At 43.2% G+C, this 24,878-nt stretch carries 21 protein-coding genes; 2 read left to right on the top strand and 19 right to left on the bottom strand.

Annotated features, from left to right (window positions below):
• Positions 1-57: 57 nt before the first annotated feature.
• From NSQ55_RS07165 to NSQ55_RS07155, 3 genes are all read right to left on the bottom strand, one after another.
• A complete protein-coding gene (locus tag NSQ55_RS07165) occupies positions 58-1,671 on the bottom strand; it encodes an ABC transporter substrate-binding protein (protein WP_339172259.1) in 1,614 nt (537 codons plus the stop codon).
• Between the two features lie 61 nt (positions 1,672-1,732).
• Entirely contained in the window at positions 1,733-2,614 is an 882-nt protein-coding gene (locus NSQ55_RS07160) for a carbohydrate ABC transporter permease (protein ID WP_036675818.1), read from the bottom strand.
• Positions 2,615-2,631: 17 nt separating this feature from the next.
• Positions 2,632-3,552 (bottom strand): ABC transporter permease subunit, encoded by a 921-nt coding sequence (locus tag NSQ55_RS07155; protein WP_076185370.1) that lies wholly within the window; start codon positions 3,550-3,552, stop codon positions 2,632-2,634.
• A gap of 465 nt (positions 3,553-4,017) precedes the next feature.
• Here NSQ55_RS07155 and NSQ55_RS07150 point away from each other — a divergent pair, with 465 nt between their 5' ends.
• Positions 4,018-5,055 carry a LacI family DNA-binding transcriptional regulator gene (locus NSQ55_RS07150; protein ID WP_076279555.1) on the top strand — a complete coding sequence of 346 codons (1,038 nt, stop codon included), beginning with the start codon at positions 4,018-4,020 and terminating at the stop codon, positions 5,053-5,055.
• Positions 5,056-5,157: 102 nt separating this feature from the next.
• Here the strand turns inward: NSQ55_RS07150 and NSQ55_RS07145 are convergent, their stop codons facing one another.
• From NSQ55_RS07145 to NSQ55_RS07110, 8 genes are all read right to left on the bottom strand, one after another.
• The gene (locus NSQ55_RS07145) at positions 5,158-5,964 is read right to left on the bottom strand and encodes an ATP-binding protein (protein ID WP_175619978.1); all 807 of its coding nucleotides are present in this window, start codon (positions 5,962-5,964) and stop codon (positions 5,158-5,160) included.
• A 321-nt stretch (positions 5,965-6,285) separates the two neighbouring features.
• Positions 6,286-7,683, bottom strand: coding sequence for an MATE family efflux transporter (locus tag NSQ55_RS07140; RefSeq protein ID WP_280752628.1), 1,398 nt, complete (start codon positions 7,681-7,683; stop codon positions 6,286-6,288).
• Positions 7,684-8,085: 402 nt separating this feature from the next.
• Positions 8,086-9,237, bottom strand: coding sequence for a DUF4163 domain-containing protein (locus NSQ55_RS07135; protein WP_339172255.1), 1,152 nt, complete (start codon positions 9,235-9,237; stop codon positions 8,086-8,088).
• Positions 9,238-9,351: 114 nt separating this feature from the next.
• The gene (locus NSQ55_RS07130) at positions 9,352-10,089 is read right to left on the bottom strand and encodes a CPBP family intramembrane glutamic endopeptidase (protein ID WP_076193517.1); all 738 of its coding nucleotides are present in this window, start codon (positions 10,087-10,089) and stop codon (positions 9,352-9,354) included.
• 1,005 nt (positions 10,090-11,094) lie between these two features.
• A complete protein-coding gene (locus NSQ55_RS07125; RefSeq protein WP_339172251.1) occupies positions 11,095-11,964 on the bottom strand; it encodes a carbohydrate ABC transporter permease in 870 nt (289 codons plus the stop codon).
• Positions 11,961-12,878, bottom strand: coding sequence for a sugar ABC transporter permease (locus NSQ55_RS07120; RefSeq protein ID WP_339172248.1), 918 nt, complete (start codon positions 12,876-12,878; stop codon positions 11,961-11,963). The genes NSQ55_RS07125 and NSQ55_RS07120 overlap by 4 nt, the downstream gene beginning before the upstream one ends.
• Before the next feature lie 85 nt (positions 12,879-12,963).
• The gene (locus NSQ55_RS07115) at positions 12,964-14,364 is read right to left on the bottom strand and encodes a sugar ABC transporter substrate-binding protein (protein WP_339172245.1); all 1,401 of its coding nucleotides are present in this window, start codon (positions 14,362-14,364) and stop codon (positions 12,964-12,966) included.
• A gap of 569 nt (positions 14,365-14,933) precedes the next feature.
• Positions 14,934-15,983, bottom strand: coding sequence for an NAD(P)-dependent alcohol dehydrogenase (locus NSQ55_RS07110; RefSeq protein ID WP_339172243.1), 1,050 nt, complete (start codon positions 15,981-15,983; stop codon positions 14,934-14,936).
• Between the two features lie 120 nt (positions 15,984-16,103).
• On the opposite strand from NSQ55_RS07110, the gene NSQ55_RS07105 reads away from it, so the two are divergent.
• Positions 16,104-16,520, top strand: a complete 417-nt coding sequence (locus NSQ55_RS07105) for a MerR family transcriptional regulator (RefSeq protein ID WP_076185357.1) — start codon at positions 16,104-16,106, stop codon at positions 16,518-16,520.
• A 55-nt stretch (positions 16,521-16,575) separates the two neighbouring features.
• Here NSQ55_RS07105 and NSQ55_RS07100 read toward each other — a convergent pair whose 3' ends face one another.
• From NSQ55_RS07100 to NSQ55_RS07065, 8 genes are all read right to left on the bottom strand, one after another.
• The gene (locus NSQ55_RS07100; RefSeq protein WP_248547753.1) at positions 16,576-17,235 is read right to left on the bottom strand and encodes a hypothetical protein; all 660 of its coding nucleotides are present in this window, start codon (positions 17,233-17,235) and stop codon (positions 16,576-16,578) included.
• Positions 17,236-17,514: 279 nt separating this feature from the next.
• Positions 17,515-17,991, bottom strand: a complete 477-nt coding sequence (locus NSQ55_RS07095; RefSeq protein WP_076141168.1) for a hypothetical protein — start codon at positions 17,989-17,991, stop codon at positions 17,515-17,517.
• A gap of 439 nt (positions 17,992-18,430) precedes the next feature.
• Positions 18,431-19,081 carry an ABC transporter ATP-binding protein gene (locus NSQ55_RS07090; RefSeq protein ID WP_339172236.1) on the bottom strand — a complete coding sequence of 217 codons (651 nt, stop codon included), beginning with the start codon at positions 19,079-19,081 and terminating at the stop codon, positions 18,431-18,433.
• Between the two features lie 12 nt (positions 19,082-19,093).
• The gene (locus NSQ55_RS07085) at positions 19,094-20,071 is read right to left on the bottom strand and encodes a hypothetical protein (RefSeq protein ID WP_339172234.1); all 978 of its coding nucleotides are present in this window, start codon (positions 20,069-20,071) and stop codon (positions 19,094-19,096) included.
• A complete protein-coding gene (locus tag NSQ55_RS07080) occupies positions 20,046-20,639 on the bottom strand; it encodes an RNA polymerase sigma factor (RefSeq protein ID WP_076125358.1) in 594 nt (197 codons plus the stop codon). Before NSQ55_RS07080 ends, NSQ55_RS07085 begins: the two co-directional genes overlap by 26 nt.
• 26 nt (positions 20,640-20,665) lie before the next feature.
• Positions 20,666-21,358, bottom strand: a complete 693-nt coding sequence (locus tag NSQ55_RS07075) for a hypothetical protein (protein ID WP_076302149.1) — start codon at positions 21,356-21,358, stop codon at positions 20,666-20,668.
• On the bottom strand, positions 21,355-23,814 hold the full coding sequence (locus tag NSQ55_RS07070) for a hypothetical protein (protein WP_339172229.1): 2,460 nt from the start codon (positions 23,812-23,814) through the stop codon (positions 21,355-21,357). Before NSQ55_RS07070 ends, NSQ55_RS07075 begins: the two co-directional genes overlap by 4 nt.
• Positions 23,811-24,689, bottom strand: a complete 879-nt coding sequence (locus NSQ55_RS07065) for an ABC transporter ATP-binding protein (protein WP_249267678.1) — start codon at positions 24,687-24,689, stop codon at positions 23,811-23,813. Before NSQ55_RS07065 ends, NSQ55_RS07070 begins: the two co-directional genes overlap by 4 nt.
• Positions 24,690-24,878: the final 189 nt, after the last annotated feature.

Genomic DNA, 24,878 nt, shown 5'->3' with positions numbered 1-24,878 from the left:
TATTGTTTTCTCCTTTACTCCCGAACACGGTCTTTACCGTATATTATTTATAGTTTATTATTTGCTTGCTCTGTCATAGCCGCCTTGTTTAATTTCAAGCCATTCTTGCAAGCCCAGACGGTCCAATTCTTTCAAATATTCATCCCACTGCGCTTCGACTTTACCGTTTTGGTACCATTCAGTACGCATTCTAAGCACGTAGGCAAAAAGATCCGTCTCAATTGTCGTAAGGCGATCAAGTTCTTGAATGGAATGGAATACACTCGGCATTACGTTTTCTGCTTTCATTTTAGGCGCCATGATGTTCTTGATAATATCCATTCTGCCTTTGGCATCATCCGGCATGGTTGTGTATTTGCCATAATAGGAATCAAGGATAGCTAAGGGTCCACCGACACTTGTTTTCTCACGTAGTTCTACAGGAGCTGCACCCTCCAGCGGCAAATGCTTCAGCATTTCTTTTTCTTTATCAAATTCGAAAATATTTTGCTGTTTATCGTCTCCATACGTTCCCCAGTTGTTCTGTACAGATTGAATCGGATCGTAGAGTTGATCAACCCATTTCGCTGTCGTTTCTAAGTTCTTATTGGCGCTAGTAACAACCATCTTACCTCTGCCCAAACCAAGCGCGTTCGTTCTTGTTACGTTAACTTCACCATCTGGTCCAGCAAGTGGAGGCATAACCTCGTAAATGTCATTTGCTCCAGTGATGTTAGCTTTATCCCATGAGAAGTAAAGTCCGTATCTCTGATCCTTTCCTTTTGCAAGGTAAGTACTCCAGTCCTGAGTATAGGCTTCAATATCAATGAGTCCTTCTTTATACAGCTCGTTAATAAAAGAAACGGCTTCTTTGTAATCATCTTGTGCCGCCGTAAATATTACCTTCCCATCATTGCTTACAACCGCGTGGTCGGGGTTCTCCCCCAATCCGAATGAAGCAAATAGGAAAACCAGATCTTCTGCTCCAGGCTTGTTAATAAAGGACAAAGGAATTTCGTCAGCCTTACCATTGCCATTTGGATCTTTTGTCTTGAAGGCAATTAATACTTCTTTTAATTCTTCTGTTGTTGTAGGCATATCAAGGCCCAGCTTCTCAAGCCATTCCACATTGATCCAAGGCATACTGTCTACCGCCTGGATTCTTTCTTTGCCATTGCCCAGCTCTTCGATCCACGGAAAGGCATAAATATTACCGTCTGGTGCCGTAATCATACTCTTGTATTCCGGTGCTTCTTCCAGCACCTTTTTGAAGTTGGGCATATTGTTCTCGATAAGCTCATTCAGCGGAATAATGGCACCATCTTTAGCAAGCTTGAGCAGCTCATAGTCGCTATAGTCCGCATTAAAAATTGCATCAGGAAGATCGCCGCTTGCCACAGCCAAGTTTCTTTTTTCAACAAATACGTCTTTCGTGAAATTCTTCCAATTAATATGAACATTCGTCTTTTCTTCAAGACGCTTATTAATCAGTTTTTCATTTGGATCAACGGGTGCAAGTGGAGAGCTTTGCGTAATAAAGTTCAAAGTTACTTTACCGCTGGTGTCCTGTTCTTTACTAGCTGCACTTCCCCCTCCTCCGCCGCCACCGCATGCAGTAAGGAACATAAACGAAGCAAGTACAGATGCAGAAGCTACTTTCGTTGATACTCTTGATTTCTTAATTCTTTTCATAGGGTATGACCTCCAAATTAGATATGAATGAATTAATCTTTATCTATGTGCAGCCTGTTTCCTACTTAAGGGAACCGACCATAACACCTTTTTCAAAGTACTTCTGGAAGAACGGATACATAACAATAAGTGGCAAACTGGAAACAACAATGGCAGCGTACTTGATGATTTCAGACAATCGTTTCATTTCCGCCATGGCGAGTTGATCGCTGATCATGCCCGGATCTACCTGATTCTGGATCAAGATCGACCGCAACACGAGCTGCAGTGGATGAAGATTCGGATTATCTAAATAGATCATGGCGTCAAAGTAGGAATTCCACTGGCCCACAAAAGCATAAAGAGCGAGCACGAAAACAATCGGTTTGGAGAGCGGTAATACGACACTGAAGAAAATCCGCATCTCCGAGGCTCCGTCGACATTAGCGGCTTCCTTCATTTCATTCGGTACTCCTTTGAAAAAAGTTCTAGAGAGAATGATGTTCCATACATTGACTGCTCCTGGAATGATCACCGCCCATACTGTATCAAGCAGACCAAGATTCTTAACGAGCAGGTATGTAGGTATAAGCCCACCCCCAAAGAACATGGTGATAATAAACAAGGTCATGAAGAATCCTTTTCCTTTGAGCCTGTCATCAGACAGTGCGTACCCTGCACAGATTGAGACGAGAACGGTAAGCATAGCAAATGAAACAGAGTATAAAACAGAGTTTCCAAAACCTCGGATCATGGCCGGATTAGAAAGAATTTTTATATACCCTTCTAATGACCAGTCCGAAAGGTTGAATGATAATCCTTTACTGAGCAGAACTGATGGATCCATAAAAGATGCAATCACTACATAAATCAAAGGAAGTACAATGATAAGTACGGCCAGTGTCAGGAAGATCGCGTTCAGCACGACGATAAAGCGATCTAATCCGGAATGTTTAATGGGCATAGCTTGTTGCTCCTTTCTTAGTAAAGACCTTCGCCCTCATTCAGTTTCTTCACGGTGAAGTTAACGGTGACGAGCAAGACGATGTTGATGATAGAGTTAAACAACCCTACTGCGGCTGAATAGGCATAATCGCCCGACTGCAAACCAATTTTATAAACGTAAGTCGGAATGATTTCTGAGGTTGGCAAGTTCATCGCCGTTTGCATGAGATAGGCTTTTTCGAAACCAATGGACATAATCCCACCAGCTGCAAGGATAAATACGATAGCCATAATTGGACGAATGGTTGGCAAATCGATATGGCGTATTCTTTGTAGAAGATTAGCGCCGTCAAGATTGGCTGCATTATGTAACTCAGGATCGACATTAGCAAGTGCTGCTACATAAATAATGGATGCCCAACCGGCTCCGGTCCAAATATCGGACAGAATGTAGATCGAACGGAAGTACTCCGGACGAGACATGAACATGATTGGTTCACCTGTAAGCCAGGTAAAAAACTGGTTAATCGGTCCCGTTGGGGACAAGAAGATAAACAACATCCCGACCACAACGACAACAGAAATAAAGTTAGGTGCATACAAGAACAACTGAATGTTCTTTTTGACGCCTGCACGGCGAATTTGATTTAACATCAACGCAAGCAGGATTGGGATTGGAAAACTCAGAATTAATCCGAAAAAACTTAATTTAAGCGTATTCATAAAGATAACTTCGAAGTTGGGGGATGACAGGAATTTCTCGAAGTTGTACAAGCCTACCCATTCACTCCCCATAATCCCTTTGATTGGGCTGAAATCTTTAAAGGCGATAATCGCACCATACATAGGACCGTATTTAAAAATCAGGGTCAGGATCACAGCTGGTGCGAGCAAAATATAAAGAAAGTAGTATTTCTTTAGATAGTCTAGTAAGGAGCTCTTATGTTTGGTCACCATTGTTCTGTGTTCAGCTTCTATTAGGTTTTGCAATGCCTTTACCTCCGTTCTTATCAATGTTTATATCTTGATGCAGTAAGGGCTTTCAATTGGCTTATGTCCTGCTGCTTTTACAATTTACCAAACACTTAATCGTTCGTCAATACATTTTGTAAAAATATTTATGTGCATATGACAAAATATTTTGTTCATAAATGACGCTTTAAATTTTACAAAATTACAAATACAGCCAATTTAAATAGGATTGTATACTTTAAAGTCAACATATTCTCATTAATACGAAAACAAAACTACCTTTTTCGCACACTTACCCACTGGTAAAATGTAAACTAAATTGTGCATTTGTAAATATTATATTGCTATTTTGAGTAAACTAATATACATTAAAGAGAGTTGGAATCATGACAAATAGTACACTATTTGTGGCGAAGGTTAAGAACAAGAATATAGAGGTGAATTACATAGATGGCCAGGGAAAAAGTAACCATACAAGACATCGCGGATGCTTTAGGAATCTCCAGAAATACAGCTTCCAAAGCCTTAAATGGAACGAATGGTATACCTGATGAAACCAGAAACAAGGTTATAAAGAAAGCGATAGAGTTAAAATATAAACAATTTGCTTTTATGGACACCGAGAGTGTTCAACCAAGAAACTCTGGAAATATCGCTTTATTAACAGAAAACTTACCTAACACTTCCCACTTTGGATCGAAACTGATCAGTGGCATGGAGAAACGAATCAGCGCGGAAGGATATAATTTATCCATGCACATTATAAGAGACATTGATCAGGAGTCCTTGTCTCTTCCAAATAATTTTGATGTCGCCAATGTAGACGGAATTATTTGTATTGAGTTGTTCAATTCCGAATATAGTAAGCTGATTACAAGTCTAGGCATTCCAACTATTTTCATCGACTGTTCTGCAGATATCTGCTACCCTGAATTCCAAGCAGATGTACTTCTCATGGAAAACGAACACAGCACATATCAACTTACAAAAAAGTTAATTGATGGCGGTTACACATCACTGGGGTTCATCGGGGACTATAATCACTGTAGGAGTTTTAATGAAAGATGGGTGGGCTTTAATCGCGCATTGATAGAATCTGGGATTCATCTCGATCTCTCACAATGTATTCTCGATGACGATCGACTATTTTTTTCGAGTCCGGAGTGGGCAGATGCTAAGCTAAGCCAAATCAATCAGCTTCCTTCTGCTTTCGTGTGTGCTAACGATTATATTGCGGTTACCTTTATGAAGTCACTCAAAAATATGCTTTCCATTCCTAATGACCTCGTCATTTGTGGTTTTGATAATGGTCCTGAATCAAGCATTGTAGAACCCCATCTCACTACTGTTCATATTTATAGTAATCAGATGGGTGTCAAAGCAGCTGAAATGCTACTTTCCCGAATTCATGATCCGAAGCAACCCTATCAGGTTTCTCATATTTATACCAAACTCATCCTAAGAGAATCTACACCTAATATCAGTTGATGGATTTAAAAAGAACCCAAGCGATTAAAAATTCCGTCGCTGGGGTTCTTTTTTTTCGTTGAATTGTTCCAATTACAATGTCCTGTATTTATAATCCCACAATTAGTTTAAGGAAGGATTGTATTCTTCATAGGATAGAACAATATGCTCTCGTTTTAGCAGACAATGCTCTATAATCGCCTTACGTTTCGCTTTCAGGACAATTTGTTCAATATCAGCAAAACTGCAACCGGAAAGACGTTCACATGCCTCCTCCATCAACCCAGCTTCACTTTCAAAGTCATTAATTAACAGTTCGACATATTGACGCCTACTTGATTCATCCGGGTTAGCATAAATCATTTTTGTATCAAACCTTCGCCAAATAGCTCTATCCAGTTCATTTTCTAGGTTCGTCGCTGCTACAAAAATGCTATTGTCACCAAAATCATCGAGACATTGCAGCAGTGTATTCACCGCACGAGCCATTTCTTTAACCTCGTCATTACTCTCCCGTGTTCTTGCAATGGCATCAAACTCATCCAGGAAAAGAACACAAGGAGATGCTTTGGCATACTCAAATATTTTCCGGATATTACTTCCAGTCTCGCCCAAATGGCTGTGAATAATTGCATCAAGTCGAACCAGGATAAGTGGAAGCTCCAGCATTTGAGCCATATAAAATGCCGTCAGTGTTTTCCCTGTGCCCGGTGGACCATACATAACCACTTTATTGGGAATGGGAACTCGATGTTCTTCAAATCTTTCCCTCATACCTAAGATTGTGATGAATTCTTCGACAATCTTTCGATTCATATCGGGTAGGACGAGATGTCTAACCTTTTTGGCACATTCTTTGGGTGTATAATAGGTACCCATATCAATCCCTTTTGCTCTGGGTAGACGTTGATTGGTGCTGCTTTTATTCATTATTTATTGAAGCTCCTTTAAAATGGTTATTTTCAAGAAATCCAAAAGATCCTTTCTGAATCCAGTTCAACCTGCTCTAATTGCCGCTCGAAGTTCTCGTGAGGAACGATAGAGTCCGCTTGTGACCATTCATTATCCACAAATCAATTCAAATACACATTGTTTTTATTCGTAATTATTACGATTTAAAATATCATACTTTCTTTTTGTTTATAATGTCAACCAGTAGCACAAAAAAGAGCCTTTATAATTCCAAGGCTCTTTTAGGGTATATCTATTAAATCGGCCACCAGGCAAAGCAGAAGTTTCAGCATTTTGCGTTCACATATTGTAAGTCCTGGCTAGCTTGGGCTTAGCTCTGAGCCGGGTGAATTCCTTAGTTACCAGGATTACCGTCCACACTACAACCACAGAATCAATTACAAGCGAACCCCAATATACTCCGGAGACGCCTAACCATCTTGGCAAAACAAGCATCACTGGCACATAAAAAACAAGTTGTCTGGTGATGCCGATAACGGCTGCCGGCTTCCCTTTATTAATCGCAGGGAAAAAGGTCATGGCCATAAAAATGAGCGACAATAACGGCAGAACCGCCATGTTCAACCGGAAATATAACATTTCGCTGGTCTTAAAGATTTGATCCGGCAGCATTAGCCCCAGAATGGAAGCCGGCGAGATCATGGAAATTATCCAGAAAGGCAAAGTCAGCAGCATGGAGACAAGGGTGAATATTTTATAGGCTTTGATGGCGCGCTCATACTGTTCTGCTCCAAAATTTATGCCGATGACTGGCTGCAAGGCGCGCATTAATCCGAATATCGGCGTCAACAGGAAGGTGAATACACGAAAAACCACACCATAAAATGCAATATCTGCTGTAGTCCCGTATCTCGACAGTGCATTAAATACTACAACAGCCTGTACCAGATTCATAAAGTTCATAATGAAAGAGGACATTCCCAGACCAATTATGGATTTGATTGTGGCAGCATCCCGATAGATTGCAAAGACATTCGTTCGGAATGAGGCAAATCCTTTGCCAAAATAAATCCATCCCAGCAAGGTGTAGACCAGCATCCCGATATTTGTAGCCCAGGCAGCACCCTCTACTCCAAAATCCAGCCAGGCTACCAGAATATAATTGGACAATACATCAACTGCCAGTCCAATGCCCATTACCACGGCTGCCGATTTCATTTTCCCTTCGGCACGTACAATCATGTTGGCAGCCAGTCCATAAATCCAGAAAAATGAACCAATCACCGTAATTCTAAAATAGCTGTCTCCAAGAGCCAGAGTTTCCCCTTCTCCTCCCATGATTCGCACCAGCTGTGTAGAGAAAAGCAAACCCAATACCATATAGATAAGCGTTACAAGGATGGACAGATAATTAACATTCCCCATCAAACGCTTCTGCATTTCTTTGTCCTGCCTGCCGAGGGCTAAACTTAAAGCAGAACCGGCACCCACCCCAATCAAGGAGCCCAGTCCCAAGCTGATCTGGGTTAAAGGATAAGCTACCGATACCCCAGCCAGTGCTTCCTCTCCGACAAATCTTCCCACAAATACAGCGGCAATAACCGCATTTAAGCCATAGAGGACCATTGCGATGATAGCGGGCCATGATAACTGGACCATAATATTCCAAAGATTACCGTTGAGAATAAAATGCGTCTGCTTGTCTTTGCTGTTGTTTATCTGTGTTACTGTGTTCATAATATGAATTTACTCTCCTTCTTTTGACTGAATATGCAAAGTCCTCGTTCAAAAATTATACGGGACTCCTTGCATTAACTAGTCTATAAGACATGTTGGCTAGCAACTACCGCAAAAAGGATTGTTTCTATCTCATATAGGATTTTATCTTTGAATTTATATAAATCTCCCCGGAATAGCCCACTCTCTCTTCCATTCCTATTAAAAAACTGCAGCAGGAGTGGTCGCGGCTCCGCAAGTTTCCGGTGCATGGTCAATTTTGAATGCTAGGCAATCATTTAGTCCCCCCTACTTAACTCAACAAAAAAAGCAACTTCCCAGTTGGCAAGTTGCTTTTAAAAAAACTCTTTTGTGATAAAGTAACGATGAAAAAAAACGATTGAAGTCAAGTCAAAAACCGACCTAATAAGCAGCGAACGGATCCGCATTATTCGAAAGGAACTGAGCCCATGTGAATTTGAATTCAGGACTGCCTACAACACTTTCTGCTATATCACCTGGAACAAAAAACACAGTGAATCCTGCATTAGTCAAGTAGAAGTTATCCAGGTATGCATTAGAATCTTTAGTTAACTTATTGAACAGGTCAATAGAGTAGATAGAAGACTCAGTACCTTTTTGGACTTGTTCTTGAAGTGATTTCTTAATAACCTGACTGTAATTGCTGTTGGATTTCAGCAAATCTCCCAGCTTCATTGTCCTACCATCCTGCAGAGAGTAAGTAAGACCTGTTTGTGAGCCGCCTCCATGAGCTCCGCCGAGGTATTGATAATTGGTAAGCAGGAAGCTAATCACTCCATTTTGATTGTAAGTCACCTTGTAGGCCAGTTCGAAATCGTATGTCGCTCCTTCCGCTGGAGCACCAGACTTAGCCAGTTGTTTTTCCGAGGCATCTAGAAACTTCTGTGCCTGAGCTTTCACCGCTTTATTAATTGCCACTTCGGCATTTTGATTCGCAAGCTGCGATACAACTGGATATACGATATTGATGGTTACATCCTTATGGGAATTAGAAGACTGGAGTTTACCGGCAGTTATAGTCAGTTCATTCATTCCTGCATTCGTGATATTGACAGTACGGGTTTGTCCGTTCCATTGGGCCAAATATCCGAAAGGTTCAACCAAGGCTTGCACTGCAACAAAAGAAGTTCCTCCGATTACCTGAGCTTCGTATCTTTGTCCCAGACCGCTTCCATTTAACTTTACAAGTGTACTGTCGATATCCTTTGAATAATTTACAGTATTCTCTCCCAGGGTAAGCTCTACACTATGATTTTTGTTATCGTATTTAACAGCTGCGCCTAATGCTTGCGCTGCGTCTTTAAGCGGAATGAGTGTATTACCTAATGGGCTTAGGAAAGCCTGAGTCCCGATTGCTTTACCTTTAACCTGGACGTTCACCCTGGAGGTTATTGTTGCAGTAGTGGATGCAGCATGAACTGATCCGACAGACACGGGTAAAGCCGCCGCTGTGCCAACTGCAGCCAGTGCTGCTGACAATAAAAGTACGGACATCCGCTTTTTAGTTGTGAATTTTTTAACTTGAGTTTCCATTTTGAAGATCTCCTTTTAGTCATTTTCTTACTATCACACTATAATCCCGTCATTTCCCGGATGGTTTACAGTATTTTCAGAAAAAGATTACAATTTTTACATGGAATTCGCTAATCAATGATGCATTGAAACCATAAAGGCAAATCCAAAAAGTGTCCAGTCATTTAGCACATGCACTATAAACGATGTCCAAATGTTTTTAGTCTTAATGTATGGATAGAGCAGAACAATCCGTACAATGCCGATACCGAGAATGGCTTGTGCAATATTCCAATTATAAGTTGGTAAATGGTATGCGCCAAAAATAATGGATACTACAATCCACGCTAAGATAATCGCAGACTTTCTGTTCAGTTTAAGTTTTTTTACTCCTAAGTACAAAATGACTAAGAATGGAAGGATCGTTATTAATTCTTCTCCAAAAAGCATCGGGAGCATTGTCAGGAACGTCGTAATTGTATCGGAAAAATTACCATTGAATCCTTCACTCACTGGATTTGCACTAAAATTAAATAATTTCGTAATAATAAAACCAACACCATAGGTCACAATAAGATTTACAATGTACGTCCCAAGAATTAATATAATATCTTTAGCAACTAATTTTCTGAAAAGTAATGTCCACTGACTCCGTGCAACAAAGATAACTGCTGCTAATGGGAAAATCACATTTATAAAAGGATGTCCATAAGTACCTCCAAACCCAATAAGAAACAATGCAAAACCTGCAGCAACAGCTATCAGAAATATTAGGCTGGTTTTCAAATTTAGAGTAGGGGATTGCAGTTCACTGTAGAATGGAAAATCATCATTTTTACGCTCAAATCTAAAAAAATTACTTTTACTCATCATTAATCAAATCCTTCCTGAAAATAATGAAAAGCTATACTCTCTGAATACTAAAACCAATGATGCGGAGAATAGAAATACAGTCAGCTGTTTTTTGTACTATCACACTATACTCCCATTTTTTTCTGAAACATTTACAATTTTTTCAGAAAATAATTACAATATTTACACGAGTTTTGAATAACTGAAATTAATTCATCGCTTAATTTTGCAAATTCATGAAAATGTTTTAAAAAAATGAATCTATTTCAGAAATAATTATGTTGTTTTGATAAAATAGACAGGTAATAATAGAATAAACAGTTCCCTTGTTAAAAAACTAAAAAGCGAGGTTTACCAATGTTATGGACCTGAAGCTGTTAAAAAAAATTAAAACGATAAATTTCTTCACATTCTTCTTTTTTTGGACTGTCATCTTTTTTGCTCTTGCGGATAAGCCACCACCTGCTGGTTTCTATGGGCTTATTGCCCTATTATTAGTTTATGGTATTTTACTTATTATCTATTTAAATGATTTTATTGAAAGCTTGATTAAGAAGCGAAGAGGAGTTTTTCTACTCAATTTGTTATATTTCTCCTTGGGAGGTTTTGCTTTCAGTCTAATTCTTTCAATTATTGTCATTAATCTTGTTTCAAATGTAGAAAATGAAGGATATCTAATCTCGGCATTCAGTTCAACCGTAATAGGATTCCTTAACGGGTTATGTTTTTATTTTTTCAACAAGCTGCTTGTGAAGAGGTACAACCTAATGATTGAGCAGAACCGCTCTGAATAATAAAAGAGCCGAACTAGCTAAAGAATGACGTATCGCCAAAAAGCAACTTATCCGCAGATAAGTTGCTTCTTTATCATGTTCGCCTTATAGAACTCATGATACAGCTTCGGAGCCAAAGATATCGATAAGTGCATCAGGTTTTCGTTTTCAATACAATGACCAGTGTTATCTTGAAGTGGCATACAAGAAAATGATGAGGCTCTTTAATTTAACGGATGGGTGTACATTGAAGCTAATTTTTCAGTCCCGTCAACGTGATTCCTTCTACGAAATATTTTTGACCAATCAGATAAAAAATGACGCCCGGCGCAAAGGACATACACGTAGCCGCCATCGTCAGCGACCAGTCCTGCTTTAGTTGGCCTCTAAAGGCGGTTAGTCCCAAGGCTATCGTATACTTATCGCTTGAGTTTATGTAAATCATCTGTTGAAGTAGATCATTCCATAAACCGATAAAGATAAATAATGCGACGACGATCATCGCAGATTTAATGGCCGGCATAATAATGCTGAACAAAATGCGGTAATATCCAGCGCCATCGATCGTTGCTGCTTGATCAAGCTCTCTCGGAATAGACATGATAAACTGCCTAATCAAAAAGATATTAAAAGCCCCGCCACCACAGAAATAAGGCAAAATCAACGGCAGATAGCTGTCATGAATTCCTAAACCTCTCGTCCACCCAATATATAGCGGAATAAGTGTAACCATGGCAGGTAGAAGCATCGAACCGACACAAAGAGCCCAAATCAATTTTTTGCCCCGAAAACGCAGTCTTGCAAAGGCATAACCGCATAAAGTCGCTGTAAAGGTTCCTGCCAAACAGGCGGGTACAATAATAATCATAGTGTTCCATAAATATTTCCAAAACTTAAAGATCTCTAGCGTTTCTGCATAGTTTGAAAACAACCAATTTCCTGGCAGCAGTGAAGGCGGATATTGGTATATCTCGGCATTCGACATGAGCGACGTGCGAAATATCCACCAGATTGGAAAGAGCACGAGTATAGTAAAAAAAATAACAACGACAAACGAGATCAGGTTCATCCATTGACTATTACGTTTTTTGCTCTTTAATCTTCCGTATGAGGCTACACTCATTTGTCATCGCCTCCTTCATTAAAGATCCATAGATTGGAGGTTTTGAATAATACACCAGTAAAGCCTGCAAGAATAACAAAAATAACGGCTGTTGTCGCACAAGCATACCCCAATTTATAATTTACAAAAGCTTGATCATACATCAGATAAGTTAAAAAGCGTGAAGAATTACCCGGGCCGCCATTCGTTAATGAAAGAGCCGGCGTAACAATTTGGAGATTGGCAATCAAGCTCATTAGCAAATTGTAAAAGATAATGGGCGACATGCACGGTAAAGTGATATGCAAGAATCGTTTCCATCCATTCGCACCATCCATTTCAGCCGCTTCATGGTAGACGACCGGAACATTTTGCAGCCCAGCTAAGAAAATAACAATTAAGTTACCTGACAGCCAAACCGAAATCAAGGATAGGGATGGAATGACATAGCTGGAATCCGCGATAAAAGAAACTTTGTTCAAACCCATCTCAGAGAGAATAAAGTTAAAAAATCCAAAATTAGCTTCGTATAACCAGGACCATCCTACATATATTGCGGCTGCCGGCAAAACGTACGGTACATAGAACACAGCCCGGAAAAACCCTCTAGCCGGAATTTTACGATTCAGTAGCATCGCAATAAAAAGTGAATAAATCATGCCTCCAACTACCGATAAGACGGCAAAGTAGACCGTAGCGATAATAGAATCTTTAATATAAGGATCAGTGGTAAATAGATTAATATAATTCTCGAAGCCAACAAATTTGGGGTCTGAAAGTCCCGTCCAATTCGTTAAGCTGATCCCGAGCACCCCAATAAGAGGTAGATACGTTAGAAAGATCAGCCCAATGAAGGCAGGGATCAATAATATATACGCGGCTCGTGCCTCACCTGCATGAATATGTGAACGACGTTTCGGAGATTTGTTAATCATTTCCATCTCTATCTCCCCACCTGAAGATCATAATATGGCCGCCGCGTGTGTGAGCTTGGCAGCGGCCAGTCTTTTACGAACTTTACTAATTGCCTGAATGGGCTGCTTTCAACGCATCGAGATTTTTAGAAATAGCATCCTTAGCGGTCGTCTTTCCAGTCCATACATCCCCTAGAACCGACCCGAGCAAGGTGTTAAACTCTGTCGTATGATTCGTATAGAACCACGCTGCGGACTTCACAGCAGGTGATTGCGCATAGTCGACTACTGCAGATTTATATTCGTCATAAACAGGGAAGTTAGGATTTTCGACCCATTTACGGGTAAGGGTCTCATCCGTGTACCACTTCTCCAGCGTCGGCATCCAGATCCCCGAGCTAATGAGGCCCCAGTTATTTTCTTCTGAGTTGTACCATTTCAGCCATTCCATCGCTTCTTTTGGATGCTTAGTCTGGGAGAAGACGACATTGGCGCCACCCGTGTTGAGGGTAACCTTTTCCTTCATGTAAGGCAATACTGCAACGCCATAGTTCAAGCCTTCATTCTTGGCCGTATTCAGACTAGTTCCCACGTTCCACGCACCGTTAGTAGCCATGGCAACAGTTCCCGCGATGATGGTTCGTTGAATGCCATCATCAGTCTGTCCGACAGACAACGGAGCAACATGATCCTTCAAGTAAAGATCTGCAACCTTCTGAATTCCCTCTATACTGGCGTCTTCTCCAATTCTCACCTCAGTCCCATCACCCGAATAGAACCCTCCACCATTACCAAGCGCCCAGGTCTCAAGCTGCCATGGTAAGTTTTCAACGGATGCGCCAAACTGTACGATACTCTGCTCATTAAAGCCACTCTCATCAGGATGTTTACCATTTTTATCAAGGGTCAGCTTCTTTGCTGTTATTACAAATTCGTCCCATGTCCACGCTTGGTCTAAAGCGGCTGGGGGATAGGGTACATTGGCCTTGTCAAACATATCTTTGTTGTAATAGAGGAGTAAGATTTCATTGGCAGCCGCGTAGGCTACGGTTTTCCCTTGATATTTGTAGGCTAAGCTATCCAGTGGTTTGCTGTCGCTTCCTTCGTACATTGTATTTACATCATTCAGCATGCCTTGGGTAGACCACTGAACGACCCCATCTTCTCTGAGCATCCCTGTATCAGGCAATTGCTCTGCCGTAGCCATTGTATTCAGCTTAGTCATGTAGTTTTCCCAAGGAATTGCTTGTACTTCTACTTCAATTCTGTCTTGAGAAGCATTAAACTTATCCGCCACTCCCTGGGTTACATTTCCCTCTTCCGCACTTCCCCACATCGAATAGATAATCTTGACCTTCTCCTCAGGCTTGGAGGTTGCGTTCTCAGATGCTTTGGGTGCATCAGATGCCTTGGTTGCTGTGTTTGTCTCGTCTTTCGCGCAGCCAATGACACTTAACGCTAGTGCAGTTGAAAGAATACCTACCCCGAATGCTTTACCTACTTTCATTTCCCTCTCCCCCTTCATAATTACATAGATATGTCTAACCGTTTGACCCCTTAAGTTATTGAGTTAAACGTTTAGTACCAACTTTTTTAATAATTTCAACCTTTGCTTGGAATCCGCAATTTCGGCCAGCAGATACGACTTTTAATATCGTAAATATTTTCAAAAAGTGGTATAGAGTCTTCATGAACTTGGGATGTTTTAATGAAGTAAGCGCTTTATTATTATTGTGTCATGATTTTCTTTTAGGGAAAATAGCATTTTTCAACCTGATTTTTAAAAATTCCAACCTTTAAAGAATCATCTTTTTCATAAAAACGGCAGAATCAGCTGATCCAAAATATTCACTTGCAGTAACGACAATAAGCAGAGCCGCCCTCCTACCCCACTGGTAGAAGCACTGCTCTGCCTATTTAGCATTTATACACATACACTGCTGTATGCAGCAACGCCGTTTTTCTCTTCTCGAAACATAACTGCGTGAGATCTCCAGCTCCTTAGTGATTTCCCGCTATGTTATCGAATTTCTTGAGGTTGTGGCCACGAACCGACGTCAAGAAAGAGGACGTCTCTTATTCGTTCCCCATCGTGCTGATGTCGATGACAAACCGGTAACGGACATCTGAAGCAAGCACACGCTCCCAAGCTTCATCAATCCGGTCAGCAGAAATGACCTCGATTTCAGAAGCAATATTATGTTCAGCGCAGAAATTAAGCATTTCCTGCGTTTCACGGATTCCGCCAATCATCGACCCGGCAAACGAACGGCGGTGGCCGATCAGCGAGAATACGTTAACTGCCAATGGATCAGCGGGCGCACCGACATTGACTAATGTACCATCCAATGCCAGAAGTGAAAGATAGGCATCAATATTAATTTGTGCGCTTACTGTATTCACAATAAGATCGAATGAACCGGCAAGCTGCTTAAATGTCTCCGGATCGCTGGTCGCATAATAATGATCCGCTCCTAATTGCAATCCGTCTTCCTTCTTCTTCAGTGACTGTGATAACACAGTAACCTCAGCTCCCATGGCATGAGCAATCTTCACAGCCATGTGCCCAAGCCCGCCAAGACCCACTACAGCTACTTTTTTGCCGGGAGCGGCTCCCCAATGGCGCAGCGGTGAATAGGTGGTGATTCCTGCGCATAAAAGCGGTGCAGCTGCGTCAAGCGGAATAGCGTCAGGAATCCGGACTACGAAGTCTTCTGTTACAACGATGTGCGTGGAATACCCGCCCTGTGTATAGTGACCGTGCCGGTCGATAGCCCCATAGGTGCCCGTATTTCCACTCAGGCAATACTGCTCCTCACCTTTCTGGCAATTACTGCACTCTCCACAGGAGTCAACCATACAACCAACCCCTACACGATCGCCGACTACGTACTTTGTAACTTCGGAACCGACCTGGCTGACAATACCGGCGATCTCATGCCCTGGAACAAGTGGATACTTAACCGGTCCCCACTCCCCGCGGGCTGTATGAATATCCGAGTGGCAAATGCCAGCGTATTTAATCTCAATAAGAACATCGTGCGGCTGCAGATTCCGGCGTTCAATTGTAGTTAGCTTGAACGGACCTTCCTGACTGAATGTAGCACGTGCATTTACTTTTATCATAGTGAAACCTCTCTTCTAGTTAATATAAAAAGCTGTAACGTCGACTTTACAAAACCTATGTTATTACTTAAAGTTAACTCTAAGTCAAGCACAAAATATAATTAAGACTGGAGATAGATGATGAAAACATACTCCATAAGTGAAGTTGCAGAATATTTTAATATGACATCACATACCCTGCGTTACTATGACAAGGAGGGACTTTTGCCTTTTATAGAAAGAACCCCCAGCGGGAAACGCGTTTTCAAAGAAACGGATATGGACGCTTTAAAAGTAATTGAATGCCTGAAGTCATCCGGGATGCCGATTAAGGAAATAAAACATTTCATTGAGTGGTGCTCTGAAGGGGACTCCACCTTGCAGCAGAGATATGACATGTTCTTGGAACGGAAAGCTTCTGTAGAAGCACAGATGGAAGAATTGAAAAAAACGATGGAAGTCATAGACCATAAATGCTTCTACTACAAGACCGCCTTGGATAGCGGCACGGAAGATGTTCATAAAAAAAATAACATTAAGAGTGCATTTACTCATTAAAAATGGACCTTCAAATTACAGTAAAGGCGGGGCAGATTGGTCTGCCCCGCCTTTCTTAATTTGGACGCTTTTTTGCCAGCAGCTTCTCCGTAAAATTCACATCAAAAAAATGAATAATGGGTCCCAAACCAAGTGCGGACACTAGAGTACCTAAGCCTATAACGCCTCCTGCCAGGAAGCAAATCAAAGCACAAAGAGCATCCGTAAACATCCGGTGCCAAAAATAAGATATTTTCGGGACGTTATCCCTCATAATCAGGGACAGGCTGTCGTAAGGAGCGACTCCCACAGCCGATGTCTGATACAGGGATACCCCAAAACTGCATACCACCACGCCAATCGCTACGACGACCACCCGCTGCCATAACAGCTGAGGTTCGCCTAACAGAGATAGCCAAGTACTATGAAAGAACGTAGCGATATACCCCAAAAAGATTGCGTTTACAAAAGTCCCTGCTCCAATATACCTTCGTCCGGTTATGAATTCGATTACAAACAATACCAGGTTCAGCAAGATCAGAAAATTTGCATATGTTATACCCACGCACTCTGCAAGTGCCATTACCATGCCGCTAAAGGGATCATTCCCCATGCCGGACAGCTTAAAAATACTAATTCCCATGCCCAGAAATACATTGCCGATAACCATAATAATCAATCGTTTTTTATCCACGTTATAAAGATAACCCTTCATATTGCCCATCCTATTTTTCATATTAAAATTGCACCTTATAACAACCACGTCATTATATCATATATTCTATTGTTTGACGGTTATCTTTATTGATAGTATTCAATGATTTGGAAAAGCAGATCGCTCAGGACTATATTGTTTTGATGGGAACTGAAAAAAACAAAAGCAACCCGTCCGCAGATAAGTCGCCTTTGTAAAACTTTAGTGTTAACAGATCTAACTTATGACTTTAAGCTCAGCGCTTAGCCTTTTAAAAATCATGATAAAGCTTCATAAGAGTATATTTCATTCCACCGGGTTCTATAAGTTAATTTCAGACTTCTCTACTTCATGCCATTGAAAAAGCATTAACACAGGAGGAATATAAATTGGCTGGCCCCAGCAATAAATCAAATCAGGTGTCAAATTCGCAAGCCATAGCTCCCCATTCTCATCTAGTTGCATTCTCCACTTTCCGCTGGCAACAACTTTTTCCTGCTCCATAAGGAAACGAGCCTCATCATATGAAACTTCAATTCCTTTATTGCGCTCTATGAAATCAAGGGCAGCTTGGTAATTACGTTCTTGCTCTTCTTCTTTTTCTGCAGTAAAAGCTGAATCGTATACCTCTGAGAAATCTAAGCCCTTAAGGTCATGGAGTTCCACTAGTTGTTTAAATGCGTCCGTTACAAAAAATTGAACGATAGCTGTTTCCTTTATTTTGAACAGTCTATAATCAACACTATCAATTACATTTGTGGTGTTAAGCAAAAACAACATCAAATCAGGATGAGCCAAGGGAAGTGTTTCGTCTTCTTCCGCAACAATTAGCTATCCAGGTAAATATCTCGAAAAATCATTGTACTTCCCCTTATTCTTGGTGTGCATGATTCTGGGTTCTCCTCCTTTTTTTGCTCTGTATGATTGTACTGACAATAAGGTACCAAAAAATCTCCAATCAAAGAGAAAATCACGCCATTGATTCCATCGGCTGGTTCGCCAATTATTGATATTATCCCAACACTACCCAAGCAATCTGTCACTTCTCATTATTTTATTTGTGTTCAAAACTCCCCGTTCTTTGCCAATGATAAGAGTAGAAGAGTCTCCATTGCCAGCCAGCTAGAGGCCGACTCTATCCACCCCTTCAGCAAATGGTTCAAACAAATGTCTGGCTATCCGCCAGGCAAGTTTCGCAGCCGCAGCAGGATGATTTAATATAGAAAACGGCGCTGCATCAGTGCAGCGCCGCTGTACCATTTTCAAGTTTGATCACAGCATCCAACCAACCTCCCTGTAGGCCCTCCAAAGCGCCTGAAAAGATTGCGACTGTGCCAGGTGTCATTTCGTACAACGTGTCTAGCAGCAGGAAACGAATCTCGATATCCATGCCATAGAGAGGCTCATCCAGCAGCAGAAACCATGGATCAGCAAGCATCGCCTGAGCAATCATAAGCCGTTGCTTGTTGCCGCCTGACAACCGCTGAATGGGCGTCTTCCACTCGGCAGTAAGCCCGAGCCGTTCACATAGCTCACGAGATCGTTCTTCAATGGTCGCCCGTGGCATCAGCTTCATCTCACCCACATAACGCAAGTATGCCTCGACATTCATATTGTCATAGTACGCTGCCTGCTGTGGCTTGTAGCCCAGATAAGGCTTGAAAGAATTGCCTGACAACGTCACGCCATGAAGCTGATAGGTAATCAGGCCGCGTACAGGCTGGTATAGACCAGCTATCGCTTTGAGCAATGCTGTTTTTCCACTGCCATTGGCGCCCTCCAGACCATACCAGCCTGGCGGCAATGCCAAATTCACATCCCCTAGCAGCAGGTGACCATTATCTGCAAGAAGTTCAACCGCGGTAAGTTTTAGTTCAGCTCCTCGCACCACTCTTCCCTCCTATCCATATTGCTTGTAATAATGCCGATGGCGCAGCAAAATACTTGTTATAACACCAAGCGCTATTGCCAGACTAACAGCAACAAGCTTGCTTGCAAGCCAGTGTTCGGACCCGTATTCGCTGAACAATTGAAATACGCCAAGCCTCTCGCCAGCGGAAAACTGGATGACGCCCACTGCGAGGACAACCGCGGTACCAGGCCATGTCCCGAAACGAAGCATTGCAGCCAGCGCTGCAAAAGCGCTCAGGCAGATCGGCAGTAATAGATCTGTGATCAGTAAAGTAGTGTTAGATCCGAATTCACCGCTGGTACCCGTCATAACGAGTATTCCATAAAACAACAGCGCTAGAAGGAGGTCATATAGCAGTATGGTTCCTATTCTGGCTACCATAAGCTGTACGGGTGTAACAGGAAAGGTCGCCTCAAGCTCACTCATTGGCGTATGCATGGATCGGAGTGAATAGGCCACACTGGCTACAGGAAGCAACAGAATCGTAAATAAAAATACATCCGGCTTGGCAGAGCTACTGAACCATTCACTTGCTACCAGCCCCTCAACGACTGCTCCTATGCCAATCATAAGCGCTGATGTAAGCCAAAACAGCCAATGCATCGTCCTTACCTGAGCTGCCATGCGTTGCATAAGCCTTACTGGTAAAGATATAGCGACTGTTGCTTGCCGCCCAGGTCTGTCATGTCTTGCCACTAGCTTGGAAGAGGGTACAGCAACCGCCCACTCAGGCTGTGTGGCATATGTGGCGGCAAGCGCCAGCAGAGATTCCGTCTGCTGGCCGCTGGGACCATCGACGGTATAGCGATCCAGTTGGCTAAATACGGCTCCGATCTGGTCATGCTCCCATCGATCCGCTGCTGCTTCACCCTTTTCCTCTAGTTGCCGCTGCTCTTGCAATTCCCTGTGCAGTTGACTGTCGCGACTAGCCTTATCGGCGCTACCGGCTCCGGATATGTAACTCATCCTGATCCTCTCCTTTCTGCAATGTATGGGCCAGTCGCCTGAACGCCCGATACAGCTTGGACTTGACCGTTCCAAGCGGCAGTTCCAGCAACTCGGCTATTTCATCCAGCTTGAGCTCCTCATAAAAACGCAAAATAACAATTTGCCGCTCCTCCTCAGGCAAAGCGCCAAGGGCAGCAATGACTGCTTCACGCTCATATTGCTTGTCTAAAAAAGACGCTACCGTATCCTTACCGCCATCTGCCGCATCATACACTCCGGTATCCTTAGCCGCTACTTCATAACGATAAGCTCCGGACTTCCATACATCACGGCACAGGTTCGTCGCAATTCGATAAATCCATGGTCGAAACCGTTCAGGCAACCGACCAGCTTGCAAAGCCGTGAATACTCTGACAAAACACTCTTGCACCAAATCTTCTGCGAGCTGACGCTTGCTGGTCAGTCGGTATAAATACGCATAGATGGTCTGATGATACCGATAGACGAACAACTCCAGCACGGCTGTATTTCCTTGCTTGTATTGCTCGAGCAGTTGCTCATCCGTAACAACAGCCCTGCTGTTCACTTGACTCTCTCCTTTCTCGCTCAGCACTATTGCCTGCACACGAGCCAACCTCTGCCTTTCCCCAATAGAAGCATACAGCAGAAAAGCAGTATTCCAGCTGCTGCAAATAATGCGATAGCGTTATGCGATTTATCTGTGAACCGGCTCACCGGCCAGACGGCTTGAAATAAATAGTACCGATTGAGCGGCATACTGGACATAAAATACTCCAGCAGCCACACCGTTGCCCCCACTCCTAGCCCGACAGCCATATTGCGCCCTAGCAGACTGCCCAATGCCGCCAGACCGCCAAGGAACATATTCACACTGAGGCTATGTTTAATTATGTAAGCTAGTTGTGCCGTACTTAAAACGATCGCCCAGCGGTCAATTGCCCAGAGCAACGCTGCTTCATAGATAACTAGCAATAGCGCAGCGACCGCTCCTCGCTCGGCGAACACGAGTAATTGTGAATATGGATAGCTGAAATGATGGGCAAAAGTACCCTCACTGAAATCATCGGCGAACAAGGCAGCACTCAAGGCAATCGCAAGTAAAGGCAGCACAAATATAAAAGCCACTTTGACATGATAAAAACCAGGAGAGGGCATCATCATTGGCAGCATGAGGCAACCAGCTGCTATCAGCGCCGCAATAATAGCTATAGCTAGCAAGTAGCCGCCCCATAGGATGCGCCAAGCATATTTTGCACGGGACAAAAGAATGAGGGCAACCTTCATTGTCCTCCCTCCATTTTCCTTTGCAAATAGCCTCGCAGAAGCGCTTCCATTTGTTCATCACTGTCCTCGATTAGCTGCTCTGTGCCAATACTGTCAAAGACAAGCTTGATGACATCGTAGACACTTTCAATACCGTACTGGCTGTATATGGTATTCATAAGGTCATAAACCTGATTCGGTGTACCGTTCAAAAAATAGCTGCTAACAGGTTCGAACAGTCGATCTGGCAGTTTCCCTCCGACCAGCTTGAGCTCGTTATAAGCCTGAAAAAAGTTATTCAGTGTATATTGGGCGTTTAAATTTAACATTCTCGCATTTCTAATCTCTCTACGTTTGGCACTGTAATCAAGCCAGTACTGCCCCGTTCTCAGTTGGATATTCCCATTTTTCCCTCGATCAATTTCCGCCCCAAAATAACTTGACACAGACACCTTAGACAAAAAGTGGACATCGCGAGCTTCCGGACCTCCAACTGATGCATCTACCATGCCAAGGGTGCTCATACTCACCATATTCAAACTATAATACGGATAATCGGCAAGTGCCATAGTAACCGTCTGGGGAAAACTCGTTGCAGCTTCTCCATCCAACTTTTTCAAAGTACGCGCCGCTTGGGCGTAATGCCTGGCTGCGAACTGTGCTGCTTCTTCGACAGAACGGGCAGGCAATTGACCAGATGCCAACAGACGCAACGTCTTGCCGTCTGCCGTCGCTTCTGCAAGTTGCAGATCGCCCCCAAATAATGTAAGTCCGCTTGCTTCATCCAGCTCCAGGCGCGTGATGGTCGCTCCCTTCTCTCCAGCCATCTTACTAGTAATGACAGAGGCGTTGGAGAACAGTTTCAAGCCACTTGGCCCTGTGATAGCAACTTCAAAGCCCGCCATAGGGCGCGGCAGTTGTGTGTCCAGAATATCTGTAGCGTGACGCCCCCATTCGTAGTGATCGGTAAGCAATTCCGATAGCCGGCTATTGCCGATAACAGGGTACCAGCCATAGAAAGCTGGCAGGAAAATCCTGTTATCGTCGACAACAGCGATCTGCTCCCATCTATCCCTGCTAGGAGCGACGGAATAATAATGCCGCCAATCATTTAGGGTACCTCTATATGTCATCTCGATCTCCAGATGCTCCCCTGGCATAACATCCGTTGCAGGCTTGATCCAAAGTACATCTGTAGCCTCTTCCCACTCATAGGCAGCAGCAGCACCGTTCACCTTCAGTTCCTGTACATCAAAGATATGTCGCAGCATGATTGGGAATCGCTCTAGTGTTGCCGCTTGTCCATTGCTTGCTTGCATCGTCGCCTGTATTTCTAACCCATGCCGCGGCAGTAATTCCAACTTCAGCTTGTAGCTGTTAATGTGTAGATCCTGGAACTTCATTCCGACAAGCAGATCTTTAATATGCGATACCGAGAGCGGATTGCTGGTATTCCCGTTTGTGTTAAGGGTGATCCGAGACATTTCCTCAATATCCGCCTCCGAATATTTACCCGCTGCAATTCCAGCAACGAGCAGTTGCTCCAATTCACGCTGTTGCGTGATATCATTGGCTGAAGTAAGACGTTCGCGATAGAAACGTTCATTGGCATCCGCAATATCTGCCCGTTCCTGCAGGTATCCGTACATCGCACTACCTGCCCATAACAATGCTGCACCTAGAATCAGCATCGTGGGATAGACCAGCCATGCCTTGACCCGTTCCCGCCTGCGTCTACATACTACAAGTAGAACAGTCATGACCATTCCTGCTGCTAAAGCTGCAACGATGCCGCGATGCAGCCAAAATGCCGGATCATATATAAATCCCCACATACGTGAGTAAGACTTACCAATATATTTAACTAGTGAATAATCGAACCAAATCTGCGTATGAGGGGGTAATGAAAAAGAAGGGCGATCGGTCTTAAAAAATTCCGGTAAAATAATTGCCAAGCTAAGCAACAGGACGAAGCTGATCAAGTAACTGTATCGCTTGCGGATAAGGATACCTACTAAGTAGGCAATTACAGTTGCAAATAACATCGGGATGGCAAAGGAAGCCAATACAGCAGAGGTATACCATTCACGCATTCCCCATGAGATGCCATCATTTACGACCAACCATACATAAGCCCCCATCGGCACGAGCGCAGCTGCTAACGGAAGGGTTACAGCACAGAGCAAGCGTGCAGCCTCCATTTCCCATGTTCGATACGGAAAGGTAGCCATCATGGTTGCTGTCTTCCATTCTTCATCCCGCCGTGCTATCGCTGTTGCCAGCAAAGGCAAAATAATGAGGGCTACAAGGCAATACACCTCAGAAATATCCATCACGTATACTGCACGATCCAATTTGGCATCGGCGGTCTGAAACATCAAATACAGGATGCCGACCACAGTTGCCAGCATTAGATACAAGCCTGGGCCACGCAGCAGTAGCTTGCACTCTGTTTTGTAATAGCGAATCAGGCTCATTGGCTATTCCCCGCTCTCATGACCGCGATATATCCGTCCTCAAGTCCTGCCTTTGCCTGGACTGCTCCAGGTAATGGGACAGAACTGGCAAGAACACGCGCCTCATAGCCGGCTCCTGAACGCTTTGCAGTCACGATGGCTGCAGTTTCTTTGAGCTCTGCAAGCTTCTCATCACCCACTTGGACCGTCCACACTTGTCCCTGCACACGCTGGAGCAATTGTTCTTGCGTACCGTGAAATACGATGCGCCCTCCGCTCATAATCGCCATACTCTTACAGTTATTATCAATATCGGCGACGACATGTGTAGACAGTAGCACAGTACGATCTTTACCCAGCTCAGTCAGCATATCACGAAATCGCATGCGTTCTTCGGGATCAAGCCCTGCCGTAGGCTCGTCCACAATAATGAACTGCGGATCACCTAGCAACGCCTGGGCAATACCGATGCGCTGCCGCATCCCGCCAGAATATTTGCCTATACGCACATGGCGCTTCTCCTCCAGATTGACTCGGCGCAACATTTCGGCTACTGCTTTCCTCCGGGCTTTTCCATTTGTAATGCCCTTCATGGACGCGACATAATCGAGATATTCTGCGCCTGTCAACTTGCGATATACGCCAAACTCTTGTGGCAGGTAGCCAAGCAAGCCACGAATTTCACGTTCATCCCGCCCAAGCTTGCAATGTCCAATTTGTACATCCCCTGATGTTTTCGGTATTACTGTTGCCAATATTTGCATCAATGTCGATTTTCCCGCCCCATTGGGACCGAGTAAGCCGAACATACCCGTACCCAATGTCAGGTTAATTCCGTTCAGTACTTGTTTACTGCCATATTTTTTGCACAATTGCTGGATAACTACATGCATCATTACCTGCCTCCATTCGTACTTGGCCAACTACCGTGCGCACGAGTAGATTGTCGAACAGTATAACGACACTCCCTTCTAAAAGTTTAAAAAACAGGTGATTTTTTAAAATAATAGTATCCTTGCGCTGCCAATATGACATTTGTTCGATGTGTCTACTACGACAAAAAAACCTCCAACCCCGTATATGCG

Origin of the sequence: Paenibacillus sp. FSL H7-0943, assembly GCF_037963265.1 — a bacterium.
Taxonomy (GTDB): domain Bacteria; phylum Bacillota; class Bacilli; order Paenibacillales; family Paenibacillaceae; genus Paenibacillus_AQ; species Paenibacillus_AQ odorifer.
Note: the sequence above shows the minus strand (reverse complement) of the source record. Positions and strands in the feature narration are given on the sequence as shown.

Bases quoted from the DNA above. Each gene is read 5' to 3' on its own strand.
- NSQ55_RS07165 (WP_339172259.1), bottom strand. From the start codon at position 1,671: ATGAAAAGAATTAAGAAATCAAGAGTATCAACGAAAGTAGCTTCTGCA.
- NSQ55_RS07160 (WP_036675818.1), bottom strand. From the start codon at position 2,614: ATGCCCATTAAACATTCCGGATTAGATCGCTTTATCGTCGTGCTGAAC.
- NSQ55_RS07155 (WP_076185370.1), bottom strand. From the start codon at position 3,552: ATGGTGACCAAACATAAGAGCTCCTTACTAGACTATCTAAAGAAATAC.
- NSQ55_RS07150 (WP_076279555.1), top strand. From the start codon at position 4,018: ATGGCCAGGGAAAAAGTAACCATACAAGACATCGCGGATGCTTTAGGA.
- NSQ55_RS07145 (WP_175619978.1), bottom strand. From the start codon at position 5,964: ATGAATAAAAGCAGCACCAATCAACGTCTACCCAGAGCAAAAGGGATT.
- NSQ55_RS07140 (WP_280752628.1), bottom strand. From the start codon at position 7,683: ATGAACACAGTAACACAGATAAACAACAGCAAAGACAAGCAGACGCAT.
- NSQ55_RS07135 (WP_339172255.1), bottom strand. From the start codon at position 9,237: ATGGAAACTCAAGTTAAAAAATTCACAACTAAAAAGCGGATGTCCGTA.
- NSQ55_RS07130 (WP_076193517.1), bottom strand. From the start codon at position 10,089: ATGATGAGTAAAAGTAATTTTTTTAGATTTGAGCGTAAAAATGATGAT.
- NSQ55_RS07125 (WP_339172251.1), bottom strand. From the start codon at position 11,964: ATGAGTGTAGCCTCATACGGAAGATTAAAGAGCAAAAAACGTAATAGT.
- NSQ55_RS07120 (WP_339172248.1), bottom strand. From the start codon at position 12,878: ATGATTAACAAATCTCCGAAACGTCGTTCACATATTCATGCAGGTGAG.
- NSQ55_RS07115 (WP_339172245.1), bottom strand. From the start codon at position 14,364: ATGAAAGTAGGTAAAGCATTCGGGGTAGGTATTCTTTCAACTGCACTA.
- NSQ55_RS07110 (WP_339172243.1), bottom strand. From the start codon at position 15,983: ATGATAAAAGTAAATGCACGTGCTACATTCAGTCAGGAAGGTCCGTTC.
- NSQ55_RS07105 (WP_076185357.1), top strand. From the start codon at position 16,104: ATGAAAACATACTCCATAAGTGAAGTTGCAGAATATTTTAATATGACA.
- NSQ55_RS07100 (WP_248547753.1), bottom strand. From the start codon at position 17,235: ATGAAAAATAGGATGGGCAATATGAAGGGTTATCTTTATAACGTGGAT.
- NSQ55_RS07085 (WP_339172234.1), bottom strand. From the start codon at position 20,071: ATGAGTTACATATCCGGAGCCGGTAGCGCCGATAAGGCTAGTCGCGAC.
- NSQ55_RS07075 (WP_076302149.1), bottom strand. From the start codon at position 21,358: ATGAAGGTTGCCCTCATTCTTTTGTCCCGTGCAAAATATGCTTGGCGC.
- NSQ55_RS07070 (WP_339172229.1), bottom strand. From the start codon at position 23,814: ATGAGCCTGATTCGCTATTACAAAACAGAGTGCAAGCTACTGCTGCGT.
- NSQ55_RS07065 (WP_249267678.1), bottom strand. From the start codon at position 24,689: ATGATGCATGTAGTTATCCAGCAATTGTGCAAAAAATATGGCAGTAAA.